A 16,982-nucleotide genomic window follows, 5' to 3' on the forward strand; every position below is an offset into this window, starting at 1 on the left:
CCCGGGGTTGGGTTTGTGGGGTGTCGTGGGGGGGGTGTGGTGTCCTCACGCCCCCCTTTGAGACGTTGGACGTCTCAAAGGGGGCCTTCAGGACAGCTGCTCGCCGGTTCCGCGCGCTTCGAGCGCTTCGTGCCTCCGCGCTTCGTGCGCCGGCTCCGATGTCCCCGATGCCGCGGCTCGGGATTTGCCTGCCACGCGTTCCCAATGTCGCATTTGAGACGCTGAGCGACCCGAATGCGACATTGGGAACCCTCTGCGCTCCCCGATCCGCCCCCGCCGCCCCGAGTTGTCCACAGCCCCTTCCCCTTGTGGACAACTTCGCCCTCCGGCGCCGTTTTCGCAGGTCCCGTCGGTCCCTCCCGATACACTGGGCTGGGGACGCCCCCCGGGGAAGGGCGGGGGCTGGGGTGCGGAGGTGAGGGTTATTCGCCTTCGATGACGTCGGGTTCGACGCCCAGGTAGCCCGCCACCTGTTCCACGAGGACGTCGTGGACGAGTTCCGCGAGTTCGCCGGGGTCCTTCGCGCGTGCTTCGAGGGGGCGGCGGTAGAGGACGATGCGGGCCCGCGTCGGGAGGCCGGCGCGGTCGACGCCGGCGGGCACGAGCCGCGAGAGCGGGACGGCGCCGTCGTGCAGCACGCCGTCCACTCCGGTCGGTGCGCCATCCGAGCGAACTTCGGGGACGTCGTCGACGGCGACGTCGAGCTTCGTCAGCTCGTGCCGCCACCGTGCTTCGATCGGTTCGAGCGCGTCCAAAACCAGCGCGTCGAACCTTTCCGCCCTGCTAGCGGCGGCGGGAAGGGTCGACGGATACAGCGCTCCGCGCAGGCCCCGGCCGTGCCGGTCCCGTCGCATCCGCCGTCGCTGTCGGGAATCACGAGCCGTCGCCACGAACCGAAGGGTACGCGCTCGGCGATTCAAAGCGCGTGTCGCCGGTACGCCGGGCTCGCGACGCGCTATCGTTCTCGATCGTGCGGAGCGTACGAAAGTGTTCGCGAACGGGTTGTCTCGAACCCGCTGTCGCCACGCTCACGTATGCCTACAGCGATTCGACAGCCGTCGTGGGCCCACTGGCCACCGCGAGCGAGCCGCACTCCTATGACCTCTGCGAGGCCCACGCCCTCCGGCTGACCGTGCCCAAGGGCTGGGAAGTCGTCCGGCACGAAGGGGCCTTCGCCGCCCCGGACCCCTCCGCCGACGAGCTGACCGCGCTGGCCGAGGCCGTGCGCGAAGCGGGCCGCTCCGACAAGCCCGCGCCCGAGCCCGAACCCGAGGGACCGTCAGGCAGGCGCGGCCACCTGCGCGTCCTGCCCGGCCGCGCCTGACGCGAGGGCTCGCCGGTAGGCTTTCGAGCGCGCCAGAGGGCGTTGTAACGAGACTATTGGCGGGGAGCAGGCGTGCCAGACCTTTCGGGCATCGTGAAGGCCTACGACATTCGCGGCGTGGTCGGTGAGCAGCTGGACGCGGCACTCGTCCGCGACCTCGGATCGGCGTTCGCCCTGTTGATCAAGCCGGAGTCCGACTCCGTGGTGATCGGCCACGACATGCGCGACTCCTCGCCCGAGCTCGCCACCGCCTTCGCCGACGGCGTGACCTCGCAGGGCCTCGACGTCGTGTCGATCGGCCTCGCCAGCACCGACCAGCTGTACTTCGCGTCCGGGTCGCTCAACCTGCCCGGCGCCATGTTCACCGCCAGCCACAACCCGGCGAAGTACAACGGCATCAAGCTGTGCCGCTCCGGCGCCGCACCCGTCGGCCAGGACTCCGGTCTCGCGGAGATCCGCGACACCGTCGAGCAGGGCGTGCCCGCCTTCGCGGGCCAGCGCGGTTCGGTGACCGAGCAGGACGTCCTCGCGGACTACGCGGCGTACCTGCGCAAGCTCGTCGACCTCTCGGGCAGCCGCCCGCTGAAGGTCGTCGTCGACGCCGGCAACGGCATGGGCGGCCACACCGTCCCCACGGTCTTCGCGGGCCTGCCCATCGAGGTCGTCCCGATGTACTTCGAACTCGACGGCAACTTCCCGAACCACGAGGCCAACCCGCTCGACCCGAAGAACATCGTCGACCTCCAGGCGAAGGTGCGCGAGGAAGGCGCCGACGCGGGCCTCGCCTTCGACGGCGACGCGGACCGCTGCTTCGTCGTCGACGAGCGTGGCGAGCCGGTCTCGCCGAGCGCCATCACCGCGCTGGTCGCGATCCGCGAGCTGGAGAAGGAGCCGGGCGGCACCATCATCCACAACCTGATCACGTCGAAGGGGGTCCCGGAGATCGTCGCCGAACACGGCGGCAAGCCGGTGCGCACCCGCGTCGGGCACTCGTTCATCAAGGCCGAGATGGCCAAGACCGGCGCGATCTTCGGCGGCGAGCACTCCGCGCACTACTACTTCCGCGACTTCTGGCGTGCCGACACCGGCATGCTGGCCGCGCTGCACGTCCTCGCCGCCCTCGGCGAGCAGGCCGGCCCGCTGTCGGAGCTGACGGCGGAGTACTCGCGTTACTCGGCCTCCGGTGAGATCAACTCCACCGTCGACGACCAGGTCGCGCGCATGATGGCGGTCAAGGACGCGTTCGGCGCCCGCGACGGCGTCGAAATCGACGAACTGGACGGGCTCACCGTGCAGCTCCCCGGCGGTGGCTGGTTCAACCTGCGCCCGTCCAACACCGAGCCGCTGCTCCGCCTGAACGTCGAGGCCGCCGACGCCGAGGCCGTCCGGGCGCTGACCGAAGACGTATTGGCGATAGTCCGTGGGTAACGAATGTGTCGTGAAAACACACATCGAGACGTCCCACAGGTAGGGAGTAACCATGGCCGTCACGTTCGACGCACAGTTGCTGGAGATCCTGGCCTGCCCGTCCCCCGATCACGCGCCGTTGCGGCCGGGGACGACGGCCGATCCGGAGGCCGATGCGCTGACCTGCACGGAATGCGGTCGCGTGTATCCGGTCCGTGATGGAATCCCGGTACTGTTGCTGGACGAAGCCACCGAGCCGACGACCCCGGATGGCGCTCATGCCGACGGTCCCTGACGATTCCCTGCTCGACGATCCCGCGAGGCTGGCCGAGGCCGACACCGCGGGGCTTCTCCGTGCCGCCGCGATGGCGGGCGCCCAGGTCCGGGCGACCGCCGAAGCCGCGGCCGAACTCGAGCTGAGCGATCGCCTGGACGTCGGGCGCCCGCGCTCGCTCGTGCTGATCGACCGGCCGGGGGTCAGCCGGACGCTGACCCGGCTGGTCGCCGCGCTCCTGACCCCGTCGTGCCCGGTGCCGGTCGTCGTCGCCGAGGTGGTGCCGAGCTGGATCGGCGCGCTCGACGTGGTGTTCGCGCATACCGACGACGCGGGCGACCGCGAGCTGGCCGCCTCCTTGGAACGCGCCGCCCGGTTCGGGGCGCGAGTCGTGTTGTCCGCACCCGACGAAGGCCCCGTCGCGGCTTCGGTCGCGGGTAAGGGGCTGCTGCTCGCGCCGAGGATCCCGGTCCCGCCGGAGATGGCGTTCCCGCGCGGGCTCGCCGCCGCCCTGCTCACCGCGAACGCCCTCGGCCTGCTGGTGGCCGACCTTGAGCAGCTCGCGGACCATCTCGACGCTGAGGCCGAGAAGGATTACCTGGCCAGGGATTCGTTCGCGAACCCGGCCAAGGCGATGGCGCTGAAGGTGGCCGAGCGCCAGCCGTTGCTGTGGGGGCTGGACCCGGTCGCGGTCGCCGTCGGCGAGCACGCGGCCCACGCGTTCGCCGCGCACGCCGCCGTCGTCTGTGACGTGGAGGACTACCGCCAGGCACTGGCCAGGCCCGCTTTGCGGCGGGCGGCGTTGTCCGGCGGCGTGGATCGCGATATCTTCGCGGACCCGGAGGAGGGGGCCGGCGCGACGCCGAGGGTGCTGCTCCTCTCGGTTCGGACCGGGCCCGCCGCGGAGGCGGCCCGCTATCAGGCGGAAGACCTGCTGCCCGGCGGCGACGTGATCGCCCCGGCCGAAGAGATCGAAACGGACGAGATCGTGCGTGCGGCCGTTCTCGCGCTGCGTTTCGAGCTGGCCGCGGTCTACCTGGGGCTGGCCGTCGGCAGCATCGGCGGCGCCGGGAGGTACACGCCCGCAACGGCGTGAGTCCCGAGCGCGACGTAAGCAATGAGGGCCGGCACCACCCGTGCCCGGCGAGGAGTTGAGGTGACAGTGGAGCTGCTGCGCAATGCCGTGCGGCCCTACGCGTGGGGATCCAGGACGACGATCCCCGAGCTGCTGGGGCGCCCGGTGCCGGCGCCGCATCCGGAGGCGGAACTGTGGATGGGCGCCCACCCCGGCGACCCGTCCCACGTCATCGGCCCGGACGGCACCGAGCGGAGCCTGCTGGAGCTCGTCGAAGCCGACCCCGTCGGCCAGCTCGGCACGACCTGCGCCGGCCGCTGGGGCGGCAGGCTGCCGTTCCTGCTGAAGATCCTCGCCGCCGAAGAGCCGCTTTCGATGCAGGCGCACCCGTCGGCCGCGCAGGCGGCGGAGGGGTACGCGCGCGAGGAGTCGGCGGGGATCCCGCGCGACGCCTCGAACCGCAACTACCCGGACCCGACGGCGAAGCCGGAACTGGTCTGCGCGCTGACGGAGTTCCACGCGCTGGCCGGCTTCCGCGACCCGGAACGCACGATCGCGCTGCTGAAGGCGATCGAGACGCCCGGGCTGGCGAAGTACGCGGTGCTGCTGGAGGCCCAGCCGGATCCGGCCGGGCTGCGCGCGCTGTTCACCACCTGGATCACCCTGCCGCAGGCCGCGCTCGACGAACTGCTGCCCGAGGTCCTCGATTCGTGCGTGAAACACGTCCGGGAACGCGGCGAGTTCGACGTCGAATGCCGGACCATCCTGGAGCTCGGCGAATCGCATCCGCGTGACGCCGGGGTGCTCGCCGCGCTGCTGCTCAACCGGCTCACCCTCAGCGCGGGCGAGGCGATCTACCTGCCCGCCGGCAACCTGCACCTGTACCTGCACGGCACCGCCGTCGAGATCCTGGCGAACTCGGACAACATCCTGCGCTGCGGGCTGACCCCGAAGCACGTCGACGTGCCGGAGCTGCTGCGCGTCGTCGACTTCGCGTGCGGGGAGATGCCGGTCCAGAGCGGGAAGCGCGAGGAGCGCATGTCGGTGTACCACACCGACGCGCCGGAGTTCGAGCTGTCGCGGATCGAATGGGACGCCGGCGACGACGGCGAGGTCGCCGTCCACGACGTCGGCCCGCAGATCCTGCTGTGCACCGCCGGTGGCCTGCTGGTGACGGCCGACGACGGCGAGCAGGTCGAACTCCGCCGCGGCCAGTCGGTGTGGCTCCCGGCCGCCGACCCGGAGGTCCGCGTGCGGCCGCTGTCCGGTGAACGCACCCAGGTGTTCCGCGCCACCGCCGGCACCTGCTGACGCCCTCGCAGTTGAGCGAGTGGCCCGGGCCGAAGGCGTGACTCGCGTGATCAGGCGCCGAACTCGCGTGATCGAAGGCGGAACTCACGTGATCGGCGGCGCGGGCGAGGACCGCGTTCAGAGGACGAAACGCGCGCTTGGCCGAAGTGTGTGCGTTCCGTGTGGCGGGTTCCGCAACTATCGCCCGAAGGGGTGACCCGGCGCTTGGCGTCGGCTCGTCCCGGACGTCGATAGCCGAGGAGCGACAGCAGTGACTTCCCATCCCGACGCGGCGAGCGGACGCGCTTTCCGGGTGCCGGTTCCCGCGCGCCCCACCGTCCTGCTCGCCGCGCTCGGATTCGCCGTCGTGACCGCGCTCGTCCCGGTCGTCGACCTGGTCCTCCCCGTGCCGAGCGGCCAGGACCTGGTCGGTTCGGCGCAGGCGATGGCGGGGCTCGCCGGTGACGCGATCGAGTCGGTCAAGGCCGCGGGGAGCGGTCTGCACGAGCTCGCCGCGGGCGCGGAGAGCAGGCTGAACCTCCCGCTGGTCGTGCTCGTCTCGCTCGGCGCGCAGGTGCTGCTCACCGCCGCGCTGGTGGTGACGGGCACCCAGCCCGTCCGCGTGATGCTGACCGTCGCCGGATTGATCAACATGTTCGCGGTCTCGCGGCTCGGTGCGGCCTCGCCGCCGGTGTGGGACGCCGTGGCCAACGGCGTGCTGGCGATCACGCTGGCTTGGTTCTCCGCCGGGCGGCGGGAACCGCGGCCCGCTGCCCGGTGATCGCCGATGACTTCCGGGTGGTGCCCGTCTGAGGGGTCGGGCACCACCCGGTCAGGCCGGGGCGGGTTCGGTGAGCGACAGCAGCAACCGGACGAGGGTCGAAGCGTTGGCGTCGTGGGGGACTTCCAATCGCTTCGCCTCTTCACCCGCCGCCTCGGCCGCCTTTGTCTCGCCGACGGCCTCGTACGCCCTGCGCAGCACGTGCAGGGTGAGGCCCGTCGCCGGTTTCCCGCCCATGGCGCGGAATTCGTCGAGACAGCGGCGCAGCACGGGGATCGCGCGGTCGGCCCGGCCGTCGCCGATCCAGCTCGCCGCGATCGCGCGGGTGCAGGAAAGCTCGCGCGGCCGTTCTTCGAGCGCTCCGGCCAGGCGCCGCGCGTTCTCGTACGCCTTCACCGCGCCGGCGCGCTGCCCGGCGCCCGCGAGGATCGCGCCCTGGGTGCGCAACGACTTCGCCAGCGCCGATCTGGCCGTCGTCCGGCGAAGGACGCGGACCGATTCCTCGATCGTCGCCAGTGCCTCCTCCTGGCGGCCGTCGAGCATCAGCGACCACGAAAGTCCTTGCAGCGCAACGCCGAGCTGCCGGTCGTCGGCCGATTCCCGTGCCCGGGCGAGGATCCGGCGATCGATCTCCAGCGCTTCGGAGATCTTGCCGAGCCGGTGCAGCGCGGCGGATTCCGCTCGGCTCGCGTGTGTCCCGGAATCCTCCACAGTGGACATTTCGCGGGCCTGGGTGGCGGCGTGCAGCGATTCCCCTGGACGGCCGAGCCCGACCAGGCAGTGCGCCAGATTGGTCTCCACCCACGCCCGGGTGGCGAGATCGCCCAGCGCCGCCAGTTCCTTCGAGCATTCGCGATAGCCCTCGGCCGCGCGTTCGTACTCGCCGCGAACATGCAGCAGCACCGCCAGATTCGCGTCCGCGATGACGGCGATGTGGCGGTCGTCCGCCTCGCGGGCGGCGTCCCGCAACGTCTCGTACGCCGTCCTCATATCGGTGTAATGACTGTGCAAGTACAGATACGCGCTCAGTCTTTCCAGTATCCGCAACGCTTTCCGCCGCCAGCCCACGGCGCACAGCGACGAGACCGCGGAGACGAGGTTCGCCCGCTCCACGGAGAACCAGGTGCCGGGATCGCGCAGCAGCCGTTCGACCAGCTCGCCGTCCAGCGGCTGGGCGGGGAGGTCGTGATCCGACAACGGCATCGGCACCGTCCTCGGCAGACGGCGGGCCGCCGTGTCGGCGAGACACAGCGCCGCATCCGACACCTTCGCGACGGTGGCCACCCGTTCGGCGTGGGTCTCCACCTCCCGGCCGAGCTCCGTGGCGAACACGCGGACGAGGTCGTGCACGCGGAACCGCTGCTCGCCGGTCGGATCGAGACCGGTGGCTTCGAGCAGGCTGGCCTCGACGAGTTCGTCGAGGGCCTCGTCGGCGTCGTCGGCATCGGCACTGTCGATGAGCGTGGACACCGCCCACGCGGGCAGGTCGAGGGTGCGGCAGCGGCCGATCAGCCGGAACGCGCGCCGCGCCGCCGGGCTCAGGGCCTGATAGCTCAACGCGATGCTGCCGCGGACCTGGAGATCGCTGACCTGGAGCTCGTCGAGGCGCGAGACCTCGTCCTCCAGCCGCGCGGCGAGTTTCCCGAGCGGCAGGCCCGGCCGCATCGCGAGCCTGCTGCCCGCGATCCGCAACGCCAGGGGGAGATTGCCGCAGGCCTTGGCGATCCGCTCCGCGTCGGCGCGTTCGGCACCCACCCGGTCCGGCCCGGCGAGCCGGGCGAGCAGGGTCATCGCCTCGGCGCCGGACAGCGGCGCGAGCGGGAGACGATCCGCCCCGGCGAGCCCGGAAAGCCGTCGCCTGCTGGTGATCAGGACGGCGTTGCCCGGCGTGCCCGGCAGCAGCGCGCGGACCTGCTCGGGGCTCGCGGCGTCGTCGAGCACCACGAGGACGCGCCGATCGGCGAGGCGGCCCCGGTAGACCGCCGCCCTTGCCTCGACGTCGTCCGGGATGGCGGGGCCGGTGACGCCCAGCGCGCGCAACAGGTCGCCGAGGACGGCGGAGAGGTCGCGAGGGTCGGAGGCGCCGGCCAGCGGGACGAACAGCTGCCCGTCCGGGAAGGACCGGCGGAGCCTGTGCGCGGTGGTGACCGCGAGGGTCGATTTGCCCGCGCCCGGCTCGCCGGTGATCACCGCGACCGGGACGCCCGTGCCGTCGCCGAGCAGCCCGGTGAGCTTCGCGATCTCGCTCTCGCGGCCCGCGAGATCGGCGATGTCCGGTGGCAGCTGGCAGATCGGGAAGATCGGCGCGGCCTTGGCCGAAGGAACCGGATCCTCTCCGCGCAACACGGCGGCGTGCACCCGGCGCACCTCGGCGCCGGGCTCCACGCCGAGCTCCTCGACGAGGGTGGCGCGCAGCTCGCGGTGGACGGCCAGTGAATCGGCCTGCCGTCCGGCGCGGTGCAACGCGATCATCAGCTGCGCGGCCAGGCGCTCGCGCAGCGGATGTTCGGTGATCATCGCCTGGAGCTCGCCGGTGAGCTCGCCGTGCCTGCCGTCGGACAGCTCGGCGTCGACACAGTCTTCGAAGGCGGCGAGGCGCTCCGACTCGAGCCGGGCGACGTCGGCGTCGAGCCGGGGGATGTGCAGTCCCGAAAGGACCGGCCCGCGCCACTCCGCGAGCGCCCGGCGGTAGTGCCCCGCGGCCGCCGCCGGATCGCCCGCCCGTGCCGCCGCCTTCCCCGCCGCGGCGGCTTCGCGGAAAGTCAGCAGATCGAGGTCGGCCGGCTCGACGACCAGCCGGTAGCCGTGCGGGTCCCGCTCGATCTCCAGCCCCTCGAACCGGGCCCGCAGGCGGGAGACGTACGTGTGCAGATTCGAGGAGTACGACTTCGGCGGCGTGTCCGGCCAGAGCGTCTCGACCAGGGCGTCGACCGGGACGGACGAGTTCGCGTTCAGCAGCAGGACGGCCAGCAGGGCGCGCTGATGATCGCCGCGCGGCGTCGTGCGCCGCCCGGGCGGATCCTCGATCGTCAACGGTCCGAGCACGCCGAATCGCGGCACGGTCACCTCCCCAGGTCATGAGAGGGGCGAGACTAGCGAGGGGGCCCGACAATTCTGTGACCTGTCCCGCCCGGCGAGTACCGGCTCATCTGCACTGCTAGCCTTCGAACCCGGCATATCGGGACACCATTTGGGGAGTTGCAAGTGTCTGCAGGTGGCGGAACCAAGGCGATCATCGCCGCGCTCGTGGCGAACGCCGGAATCGCGGCCGCGAAGTTCACCGGCTTCCTCATCACGGGGTCGTCCTCGATGCTGGCCGAGTCCGTGCACTCGCTCGCGGACACCTCGAACCAGGGCCTGCTGCTGCTCGGCCAGAAGACGTCGCAGCGCAAGGCGACCCGCACCCACCCGTTCGGTTTCGGGCGGGACCGGTACTTCTACTCGTTCATCGTCGCGCTGATGCTCTTCAGCCTCGGCTCGGTGTTCGCGCTGTACGAGGGCATCCACAAGATCTCGCATCCCGAGGAGCTGACCTCGCCGCTGGTGGCGGTCGGCATCCTGGTGGTCGCGATCGGGCTGGAGTCGTACTCCTTCTACACCGCGATCCAGGAATCGAAGAAGATCAAGGGCGACGCGGGCTGGTGGGCCTTCATTCGCCAGGCCAAGACCCCGGAACTGCCGGTGGTGCTGCTGGAGGACGCGGGCGCGCTGCTCGGCCTGATCTTCGCGCTCGCCGGTGTCGGGCTCTCGGTCATCACCGGCGACCCGGTATGGGACGGCATCGGCACCGTGACGATCGGTGTGCTGCTCGGCATCATCGCGATCATCCTGATCATCGAGATGAAGAGCCTGCTGATCGGCGAGGGCGCCTCCGAGGCCGACCTCGACGTGATCGTCGACGAGCTGGCCGCGGGCAAGGTCGAGCGGGTCATCCACATCCGGACGCTGTACATCGGGCCGGACGAGATGCTGGTGGCGGCGAAGCTCGCGCTGGTGCCGGGGCTGGAGACCGCCGACATCGCGCAAGCCATCGACGACGCCGAAGCGCGTGTGCGGGCGAAGGTGCCGACGGCGAAGCTGATCTACCTGGAGCCGGACCTGGACCGCGCGCTGGCCTGACCCGGCCGGGTGAGGCAACAGCGGCAAGAGGGCGAGGCGCGACGCGCGTCGCGAAAGCCACTTTCGAGACGTCAGATGTCCCGAAAGTGGCTTTCGCGGCATAGGCGCCGGACCGGGGCGGAGCCGCGACCGCCATCCGGCGCAACTGTCCGTACTCCGCCGATCACCGCCACGACCTCCGGGTACTTCGTTGCTCTCCCACCGCGCTGCCGACACGACCGGGCGATAGGGTCCCTTGAACCGCAGTCAGGTGTAGGAGGTCAAGGGTGCCCGGAAACGGCCTGTGGCGTACGAAAACCATCGAGCAGTCCATCGCGGACACCGACGAACCGGGGACCAAGCTCAGGCGGAACCTGAGCGCGTGGGACCTGACCGTCTTCGGCGTCGCCGTCGTCATCGGTGCCGGTATCTTCACCCTCACCGCGCGCACGGCCGGCGACTACGCGGGCCCGTCGGTGTCGCTTTCGTTCGTCTTCGCCGCCATCGCCTGCGCGCTGGCGGCTCTCTGTTACGCGGAATTCGCGTCGACCGTCCCGGTGGCCGGGAGCGCGTACACGTTCTCCTACGCCACCTTCGGCGAGTTCATGGCGTGGATCATCGGCTGGGACCTCGTGCTGGAGCTCGCGGTCGGCGCGGCCGCGGTGTCGAAGGGCTGGTCCGCCTACCTCGAAACCGTGCTCTCCTACATCTTCGGCAAGGGCACGAAGACGTCGTTCGAGATCGGCGGGGTCCCCGTCGACTGGGGCGCCCTTGTCGTGGTGCTGGTATTGGCGACCCTGCTCGCCCTCGGCACGAAGCTGTCTTCGCGGTTCTCGATGGTGATCACCGGGATCAAGGTCGCGGTGGTGCTGTTCGTGATCGTGCTGGGCATCTTCTACATCAAGGCCGCCAACTACAGCCCGTTCATCCCGGAGGCGCAGACCGGCGCCGAAACCTCGGCCACCGGGGTCGACCAGTCGCTGTTCTCGGTGTTCGCGGGAAGCAGCAGCAGCTCGTTCGGTGTGTTCGGCCTGCTGGCCGCGGCGTCGCTGGTGTTCTTCGCGTTCATCGGTTTCGACATCGTCGCGACCACCGCGGAGGAGACCCGCAACCCGCAGAAGGCCGTGCCCCGCGGCATCTTCGGCTCGCTCGCCATCGTCACGGTGCTCTACGTCGCCGTGTCGCTCGTGGTCGTCGGCATGGTGAACTACAAGGAGCTTTCCACCTCGGCGGGCGACGGCGGCAAGAAGACGCTCGCGTCCGCGTTCGCGGCCAACGGCGTCGACTGGGCGGCCAACATCATCTCCGTCGGTGCCCTCGCCGGTCTGACGACCGTCGTCATGGTGCTGATGCTCGGCCAGATCCGGATCATCTTCGCGATGTCGCGCGACGGTCTCATGCCGCGTTCGCTGGCGAAGACCGGTGCGAACGGCACACCGAAGCGCGCGACCATCGTCGTGGGCGGGCTGGTCGCCGTCGCCGCGACGTTCTTCCCGGCCGACAAGTTGGAAGAGATGGTCAACGTCGGCACGCTGTTCGCCTTCATCCTCGTTTCGGCGGGGGTCATGGTGCTGCGCAAGACGCGACCGGATCTGCCCCGCGCCTTCCGGGTGCCGTGGGTGCCGGTGGTCCCGATCCTGGCGATCCTCGCCTGCCTGTGGCTGATGCTGAACCTGACCGTTCTGACCTGGTTGCGGTTCATCGCGTGGATGGCGCTGGGTGTCCTCATCTACTTCGTCTACAGCCGTCGCCATTCGCTGCTCGGCAAGCAGAAGAAGGACGAGGCGCCGACGTCCGTTTCGGACTGATCATTCTCGTTTCGACGGCCCACCATTCCTTTGTGGATGGTGGGCCGTTTCGTCGGGGCCCCCGGTGCCGGTGTGAAATCGGTGTGCGATAACGTCCGGGCTCTTGCCTCACCCCGTCGGGTGAACGGGACTCGTGAAGAAGTACCGCGAGTCGACCTTCGTCCCTCAGAAGAGGCAACCACGCTTCGCTCGTTTGTCCCCCGATCGGTACAGGAGAGCTCCGAATGCAGATCAAGCCCAGACGGCGTGTCCGTTCCGCCGTCACCGTCGTCGCCCTCGCCGCCGTGGCCCTCGTCGGCACCGCCGGCACCGCCCTCGCGACCCGCAGCGACGACCGCGCGACCCAGGTCGTGAAGGACAACGCCACCACCTGCGAGGGGGCGAACCTCCCGGGCAAGCTGGTGCCCACCTCGGACCTGACCTTCACCGGTGGCACGGAGAAGGACCTGTACCTCGACATCACCGCGGTCGCCAAGGGCGTCACCGTCACGGCCATCGTGGTCAAGGGCGGCCACGGCTACAACGTCTACGTGCCCGGCGAGAAGGGGCTGCCCGAGAACCCGCCGTGGACGAAGCTGCGTTCCCCGCTGAACAACGGTGACCAGCAGGCGCAGATCAGCCACTGGTTCGTTTGCGGCGAGAAGACCAAGCCGAGCGAGCCGACGAAGCCGAGCGAGCCGACGAAGACCACCACGGCCAAGCCGCCGACGTCGGCCCCGACCTCCCCGGACAAGCCGTCCCAGACGTCCGAAGCCCCGAGCAGCACCACCGCCCCGGCCCCCGTGGTCGACGGCAACGGTGGCAACGGCGGCGGCCTCGCGGACACCGGTTTCGACAACGCCTGGCTGCTGTGGGCCGGTGGCCTGCTGGTCCTGGCCGGTGCCGGCGTCCTGGTCCTGCTGCGCGTGCGCCGCAAGGCCAACTGAAGCTAGCTGACGCCTGAAGGCCCTCTTCCGCGCGAAGGGGGCCTTCAGCGCATCTGCGGGAAGTCCCCGAACAGCGATCCCTGCTCGCCCCAAGGATTCTTCGGGCGGGGGCGGCCGAGACCGGCGGCCATCGCGACGGCGTTGTCCCATTCGGCGTCGACGACGTAGTCCGTGTGCTTGAGGACGCCCGGCGCCCAGCGGTGCCGACCGGTCGGCCCGCGCATCGGGTCGGGCAGCCAATGATCGCCGCCGAGCACCAGGACACCCTGCTCGTCGGGCTCGGCGGCCAGCGGCCCGGTGCCGCCGCCGGGCAGATAGCCGTCGCCCAGCAGTTTCCCGGCCACCACGCGATGCCGCCACGTCGTGACGCCGCCGCCGAAGATGTCCGTGCCGCGGCACAGCGCCCGCCAGCGGCCGTCGAGACCTTCGTACAGCCCGGCCAGCTGCTTCTGCGGCAGCATCGCCGGGAAGGCACGCTGATAACCCCATTGCAGTGGTGAACCCGCGGTCAGCAGCCCGACGCGGTCACGGTCCTCCGGCGGGAGATCGGCGAGCACACGCGCGGCGGCGAGCACGGTCAGCAGGCTGCCGAGGTTGTAGCCGGACAGCACCACCCGCGTGCCCGGGTCGGCCAGATGTTCCTTGACGCGGTCCGCGAGTTCCGGGACGACCCGGAGCGCGTAACTCGGCGGGACGGTCGGATGGGCGGCACGCGGCCAGAAGCACACGAGATCCGCCAGCGCGCCGAGGTGACGGCTGCGTTTGGGGGTCGTCGCGGCGGCGAACACGACGCGCAGCAGCCCCGCCGCCATCGCGCCCAGCGCGAACACGCCGATCGCGGAGATCGGCTTGGACCAGTCGCCCAGCGGGCCGAAACCGAAGCGCAGCACCAAGAGCGCGCCACCACCCGCCGCCATCGCCAGCGCCACCGTGAGCGCGAGATGGTGCAGATGCTTGCGTTCCCACGAGGCACGGGCCCACACCCGGGCGGCCTCCTCTTCCTGCGCCTTGCCGATCTCCATGAGCGCGACGATCTTCGGGATGCCGCGGCGCAGCCGTCGCAACGGGACGGCGACCGCGAAGCCCAGCACGCCGAGCACGAGGGCGAGCGCGAGACCGGCGCCCCACAGCACGGTCACCAGTGAGTAGGTGTCGGGCAGCCGGAGTTCGCTCGCGCCGACCAGCTGCCGCAGCGCGACCGCGAGCCCCGCGCCGAACCCGCCGCCGAGCAGCCCGGCCAGCGCGACGACCGGCGCCGCGGCCCAGCCGCCGAGCCAGGGCCGCAGCCGGTGCGGCAGATGCTTCCAGGTCGGCCGGCCGAGCAGGGCCGCCGGGACGAGCATCAGCGCGAACAGCACGGTCACCGTCACCATCGCCGCGCCCAGAGCTTCGACCGTCCCGTCCGCTCCGCCGAGCCCGCCGCCGGGCAGTCCCGCGGGCAGCGGTGTCCGGCGCACGACGGCGACCCCGACCAGCACGACGGCGAAACCGATCAGCCCGCCCCGGATCACCGGCCCGGCCGAGAAACCGACCGTCGAGGCCACCAGCGCGGCGAGGACGAGCGCCAGCGCGCAGATCCAGACGATGAGGTCGAACGTCACGGACGGCAGCCGGAACGGCCCGCCGAGCAACGGAAGCGCGACACAGGTCAAGGCGGCGACGGTGTGCAGCGTGCGCAGACCCGGCGTCCGCGGCAGGTCCTGCGGTTGCAGGGGACTCGAACTGTGGACGCGGTGCACCCTGTCCCGCGACCGCCAGTCCGACGAGGGGATCCGGTCGAGCACGAAGATCAGCACCAGCAACGGCAGCACCCCGATCGCCGTCCGCAGCGGCGCGAAGTCCCGCAGGAACGAAGGCGCTCCTTCGAGGCAGGTCGAACCCGGCGCGAGGCACTGCGCGGCGAAAAGGTCGAGCGAGACCACCGCGAGCTGGCTGATCAGCAACATCGTCAGCAGCAGCGACGCCACCCGCAGCAGCCCCCGGCAGGCTCCGCCCAGCAGCGCCGCCGACCGCCTGCCTTCCGGGACCGGCGGCAGCATCCAGTGCGCGACGTTCGCCAGCGAGAACGGGAACAGCAGCGCCCAGGTCGCTTTCGCCGCGCCCCCGGAGGTCATGCCGCTCCACAGGTAGCCTTCGAGGATGCGCGGGATCGAACGGCCGAGCGCGGGCAGCACCGGACCGGGAGCGGGACGGCGCAGCCGGTCCGACGGCCGGATCAGCCTGCCGACGCCATCGCCCGCGACGTCGACCACCGACGTCGAATCCAGCAGGCTTTCACCGCTCGTGCCCACTAGCCCGGGTACGCGTATTTCGACGACGCGGGTATCGGGACCCGGCATGACCACGGTGAAGGCCTCCAAACCGTTTCAGTGGGGACTGAACCGACAACGGTACTGTTCCGATGTCATCCAACCTTGGAGGAAGCGCGCATATGACCCCCGAAAGCGTTGCCAAGCGGCACGACACCCGCAACGGCATCGAGTTCGCCGTCGCCGATCTCGAGGCCGCCGAGTTCGGCCGCAAGGAGATCCGCCTCGCCGAGCACGAGATGCCGGGCCTGATGGCGCTGCGCCGCGAATACGCCGAGGTGTATCCCTTGCGGGGAGCCCGGGTTTCGGGCTCGCTGCACATGACGGTACAGACCGCGGTCCTGATCGAAACGCTCGTCGCGCTGGGCGCCGAGGTGCGCTGGGCCTCCTGCAACATCTTCTCCACCCAGGACCACGCCGCCGCGGCGATCGTCGTCGGCCCGCACGGCACGCCCGAAGAGCCGAAGGGCGTTCCGGTGTTCGCCTGGAAGGGCGAATCGCTGGAGGAGTACTGGTGGTGCACCGAGCGGATGCTGACCTGGGACGGTGAGGGTCCCAACATGATCCTCGACGACGGCGGCGACGCCACCATGCTGGTGCACAAGGGAACCGAATTCGAGAAGGCCGGTGTGGTGCCCACGCCGGACGAGGACACTTCCGACGAGTTCCGCGTGTTCCTCGAGCTGCTGCGGGCCTCGGTCGCCGCGGACACCGGCAAATGGACCAAGATCGGCGAAGGCGTCCGCGGCGTCACCGAGGAGACCACCACCGGCGTGCTGCGGCTCTACCAGCTCGCCGCGGCCGGTGAGCTGCTGTTCCCGGCGATCAACGTGAACGACGCGGTGACCAAGTCGAAGTTCGACAACCGCTACGGCATCCGGCATTCGCTGATCGACGGCATCAACCGCGGCACCGACGTCCTCATCGGCGGCAAGGTCGCGGTCGTCTGCGGTTACGGTGACGTCGGCAAGGGCGCCGCGGAATCGCTGCGCGGCCAGGGAGCGCGGGTGATCGTCACCGAGATCGACCCGATCTGCGCGCTGCAGGCGGCGATGGACGGCTACCAGGTGAAGAAGCTGGAGAACGTCCTCGGCGAGGCCGACATCATCATCACGACCACCGGGAACAAGGACGTCGTGCTCGTCGAGCACATGGCGCGGATGAAGCACCAGGCCATCCTGGGCAACATCGGCCACTTCGACAACGAGCTCGACATGGCGGGCCTGCAGCGTTACCCGGGTATCCGGCGCATCAACATCAAACCGCAGGTCGACGAGTGGGTCTTCCCGGACGGCAAGAGCATCATCGTGCTGTCCGAGGGCCGCCTGCTGAACCTGGGCAACGCGACCGGGCACCCGTCGTTCGTGATGTCGAACAGCTTCTCCAACCAGGTGATCGCGCAGATCGAGCTGTTCACCAAGCACGAGGAGTACGACAAGGAGGTCTTCCGCCTCCCGAAGAAGCTCGACGAGAAGGTCGCGAAGATCCACCTCGACGCGCTCGGCGGTGAGCTCACGAAGCTGACCAAGGAGCAGGCGGAGTACATCGACGTGGACGTCGAAGGTCCGTTCAAGACCGACCACTATCGGTACTGACCGCTACCAGGCCTCGTGAGTGGCAAGGACGGGTGGAACCGGCCGTTGGCCACGACCGGGCCCCAGCCGGAAAGGCCAACCACCAAGATTAAGGG

13 protein-coding genes are annotated in these 16,982 nt (G+C 70.4%); 10 read left to right on the forward strand and 3 right to left on the reverse strand.

The annotated features are described in order from the left end of the window. Nucleotides 1-422: 422 nt before the first annotated feature. The gene (locus ACFWIW_RS33065; RefSeq protein WP_007028954.1) at nucleotides 423-854 is read right to left on the reverse strand and encodes a metallopeptidase family protein; all 432 of its coding nucleotides are present in this window, start codon (nucleotides 852-854) and stop codon (nucleotides 423-425) included. Between the two features lie 116 nt (nucleotides 855-970). On the opposite strand from ACFWIW_RS33065, the gene ACFWIW_RS33070 reads away from it, so the two are divergent. The 6 genes from ACFWIW_RS33070 (at nucleotide 971) to ACFWIW_RS33095 (ending at nucleotide 6,151) form a co-directional block, all read left to right on the forward strand. Beyond that, entirely contained in the window at nucleotides 971-1,324 is a 354-nt protein-coding gene (locus tag ACFWIW_RS33070) for a DUF3499 domain-containing protein (protein WP_073848429.1), read from the forward strand. 72 nt (nucleotides 1,325-1,396) lie between these two features. Then, nucleotides 1,397-2,752 (forward strand): phosphomannomutase/phosphoglucomutase, encoded by a 1,356-nt coding sequence (locus tag ACFWIW_RS33075; protein ID WP_378372075.1) that lies wholly within the window; start codon nucleotides 1,397-1,399, stop codon nucleotides 2,750-2,752. Nucleotides 2,753-2,804: 52 nt separating this feature from the next. Beyond that, on the forward strand, nucleotides 2,805-3,026 hold the full coding sequence (locus tag ACFWIW_RS33080; RefSeq protein ID WP_240599820.1) for a Trm112 family protein: 222 nt from the start codon (nucleotides 2,805-2,807) through the stop codon (nucleotides 3,024-3,026). Then, complete coding sequence (locus ACFWIW_RS33085; protein ID WP_378372076.1) at nucleotides 3,010-4,101, forward strand: hypothetical protein; 1,092 nt, start codon at nucleotides 3,010-3,012, stop codon at nucleotides 4,099-4,101. The genes ACFWIW_RS33080 and ACFWIW_RS33085 overlap by 17 nt, the downstream gene beginning before the upstream one ends. A gap of 66 nt (nucleotides 4,102-4,167) precedes the next feature. Then, complete coding sequence (gene manA, locus ACFWIW_RS33090) at nucleotides 4,168-5,391, forward strand: mannose-6-phosphate isomerase, class I (protein WP_378372107.1); 1,224 nt, start codon at nucleotides 4,168-4,170, stop codon at nucleotides 5,389-5,391. Between the two features lie 250 nt (nucleotides 5,392-5,641). Further along, nucleotides 5,642-6,151: a hypothetical protein gene (locus tag ACFWIW_RS33095; RefSeq protein WP_378372077.1), complete on the forward strand. Its 510-nt coding sequence runs from the start codon at nucleotides 5,642-5,644 to the stop codon at nucleotides 6,149-6,151. A 51-nt stretch (nucleotides 6,152-6,202) separates the two neighbouring features. Here ACFWIW_RS33095 and ACFWIW_RS33100 read toward each other — a convergent pair whose 3' ends face one another. After that, the gene (locus tag ACFWIW_RS33100) at nucleotides 6,203-9,211 is read right to left on the reverse strand and encodes a BTAD domain-containing putative transcriptional regulator (protein ID WP_378372078.1); all 3,009 of its coding nucleotides are present in this window, start codon (nucleotides 9,209-9,211) and stop codon (nucleotides 6,203-6,205) included. Between the two features lie 144 nt (nucleotides 9,212-9,355). Between ACFWIW_RS33100 and ACFWIW_RS33105 the strand changes: the two genes are divergently transcribed. The 3 genes from ACFWIW_RS33105 to ACFWIW_RS33115 all read left to right on the forward strand — a co-directional run bounded on the left by ACFWIW_RS33105 (nucleotide 9,356) and on the right by ACFWIW_RS33115 (nucleotide 12,983). Then, the gene (locus ACFWIW_RS33105; protein WP_378372079.1) at nucleotides 9,356-10,270 is read left to right on the forward strand and encodes a cation diffusion facilitator family transporter; all 915 of its coding nucleotides are present in this window, start codon (nucleotides 9,356-9,358) and stop codon (nucleotides 10,268-10,270) included. Nucleotides 10,271-10,536: 266 nt separating this feature from the next. Then, nucleotides 10,537-12,057, forward strand: a complete 1,521-nt coding sequence (locus tag ACFWIW_RS33110; protein ID WP_378372080.1) for an amino acid permease — start codon at nucleotides 10,537-10,539, stop codon at nucleotides 12,055-12,057. Nucleotides 12,058-12,281: 224 nt separating this feature from the next. After that, nucleotides 12,282-12,983 (forward strand): LPXTG cell wall anchor domain-containing protein, encoded by a 702-nt coding sequence (locus ACFWIW_RS33115; RefSeq protein ID WP_378372081.1) that lies wholly within the window; start codon nucleotides 12,282-12,284, stop codon nucleotides 12,981-12,983. Between the two features lie 44 nt (nucleotides 12,984-13,027). Here the strand turns inward: ACFWIW_RS33115 and ACFWIW_RS33120 are convergent, their stop codons facing one another. After that, the gene (locus tag ACFWIW_RS33120) at nucleotides 13,028-15,322 is read right to left on the reverse strand and encodes a hypothetical protein (protein WP_378372082.1); all 2,295 of its coding nucleotides are present in this window, start codon (nucleotides 15,320-15,322) and stop codon (nucleotides 13,028-13,030) included. A gap of 92 nt (nucleotides 15,323-15,414) precedes the next feature. Between ACFWIW_RS33120 and ahcY the strand changes: the two genes are divergently transcribed. Then, nucleotides 15,415-16,887 (forward strand): adenosylhomocysteinase, encoded by a 1,473-nt coding sequence (gene ahcY / locus ACFWIW_RS33125; protein ID WP_378372083.1) that lies wholly within the window; start codon nucleotides 15,415-15,417, stop codon nucleotides 16,885-16,887. Nucleotides 16,888-16,982: the final 95 nt, after the last annotated feature.

Origin of the sequence: Amycolatopsis sp. NPDC058340, from assembly GCF_042723975.1 — a bacterium.
GTDB lineage: Bacteria > Actinomycetota > Actinomycetes > Mycobacteriales > Pseudonocardiaceae > Amycolatopsis.

Coding starts and splice junctions, on each gene's coding strand:
- ACFWIW_RS33080 (WP_240599820.1), top strand. CDS start 2,805: ATGGCCGTCACGTTCGACGCACAGTTGCTGGAGATCCTGGCCTGCCCG.
- ACFWIW_RS33115 (WP_378372081.1), top strand. CDS start 12,282: ATGCAGATCAAGCCCAGACGGCGTGTCCGTTCCGCCGTCACCGTCGTC.
- ahcY (WP_378372083.1), top strand. CDS start 15,415: ATGACCCCCGAAAGCGTTGCCAAGCGGCACGACACCCGCAACGGCATC.
- ACFWIW_RS33085 (WP_378372076.1), top strand. CDS start 3,010: ATGCCGACGGTCCCTGACGATTCCCTGCTCGACGATCCCGCGAGGCTG.
- ACFWIW_RS33065 (WP_007028954.1), bottom strand. CDS start 854: ATGCGACGGGACCGGCACGGCCGGGGCCTGCGCGGAGCGCTGTATCCG.
- ACFWIW_RS33120 (WP_378372082.1), bottom strand. CDS start 15,322: ATGCCGGGTCCCGATACCCGCGTCGTCGAAATACGCGTACCCGGGCTA.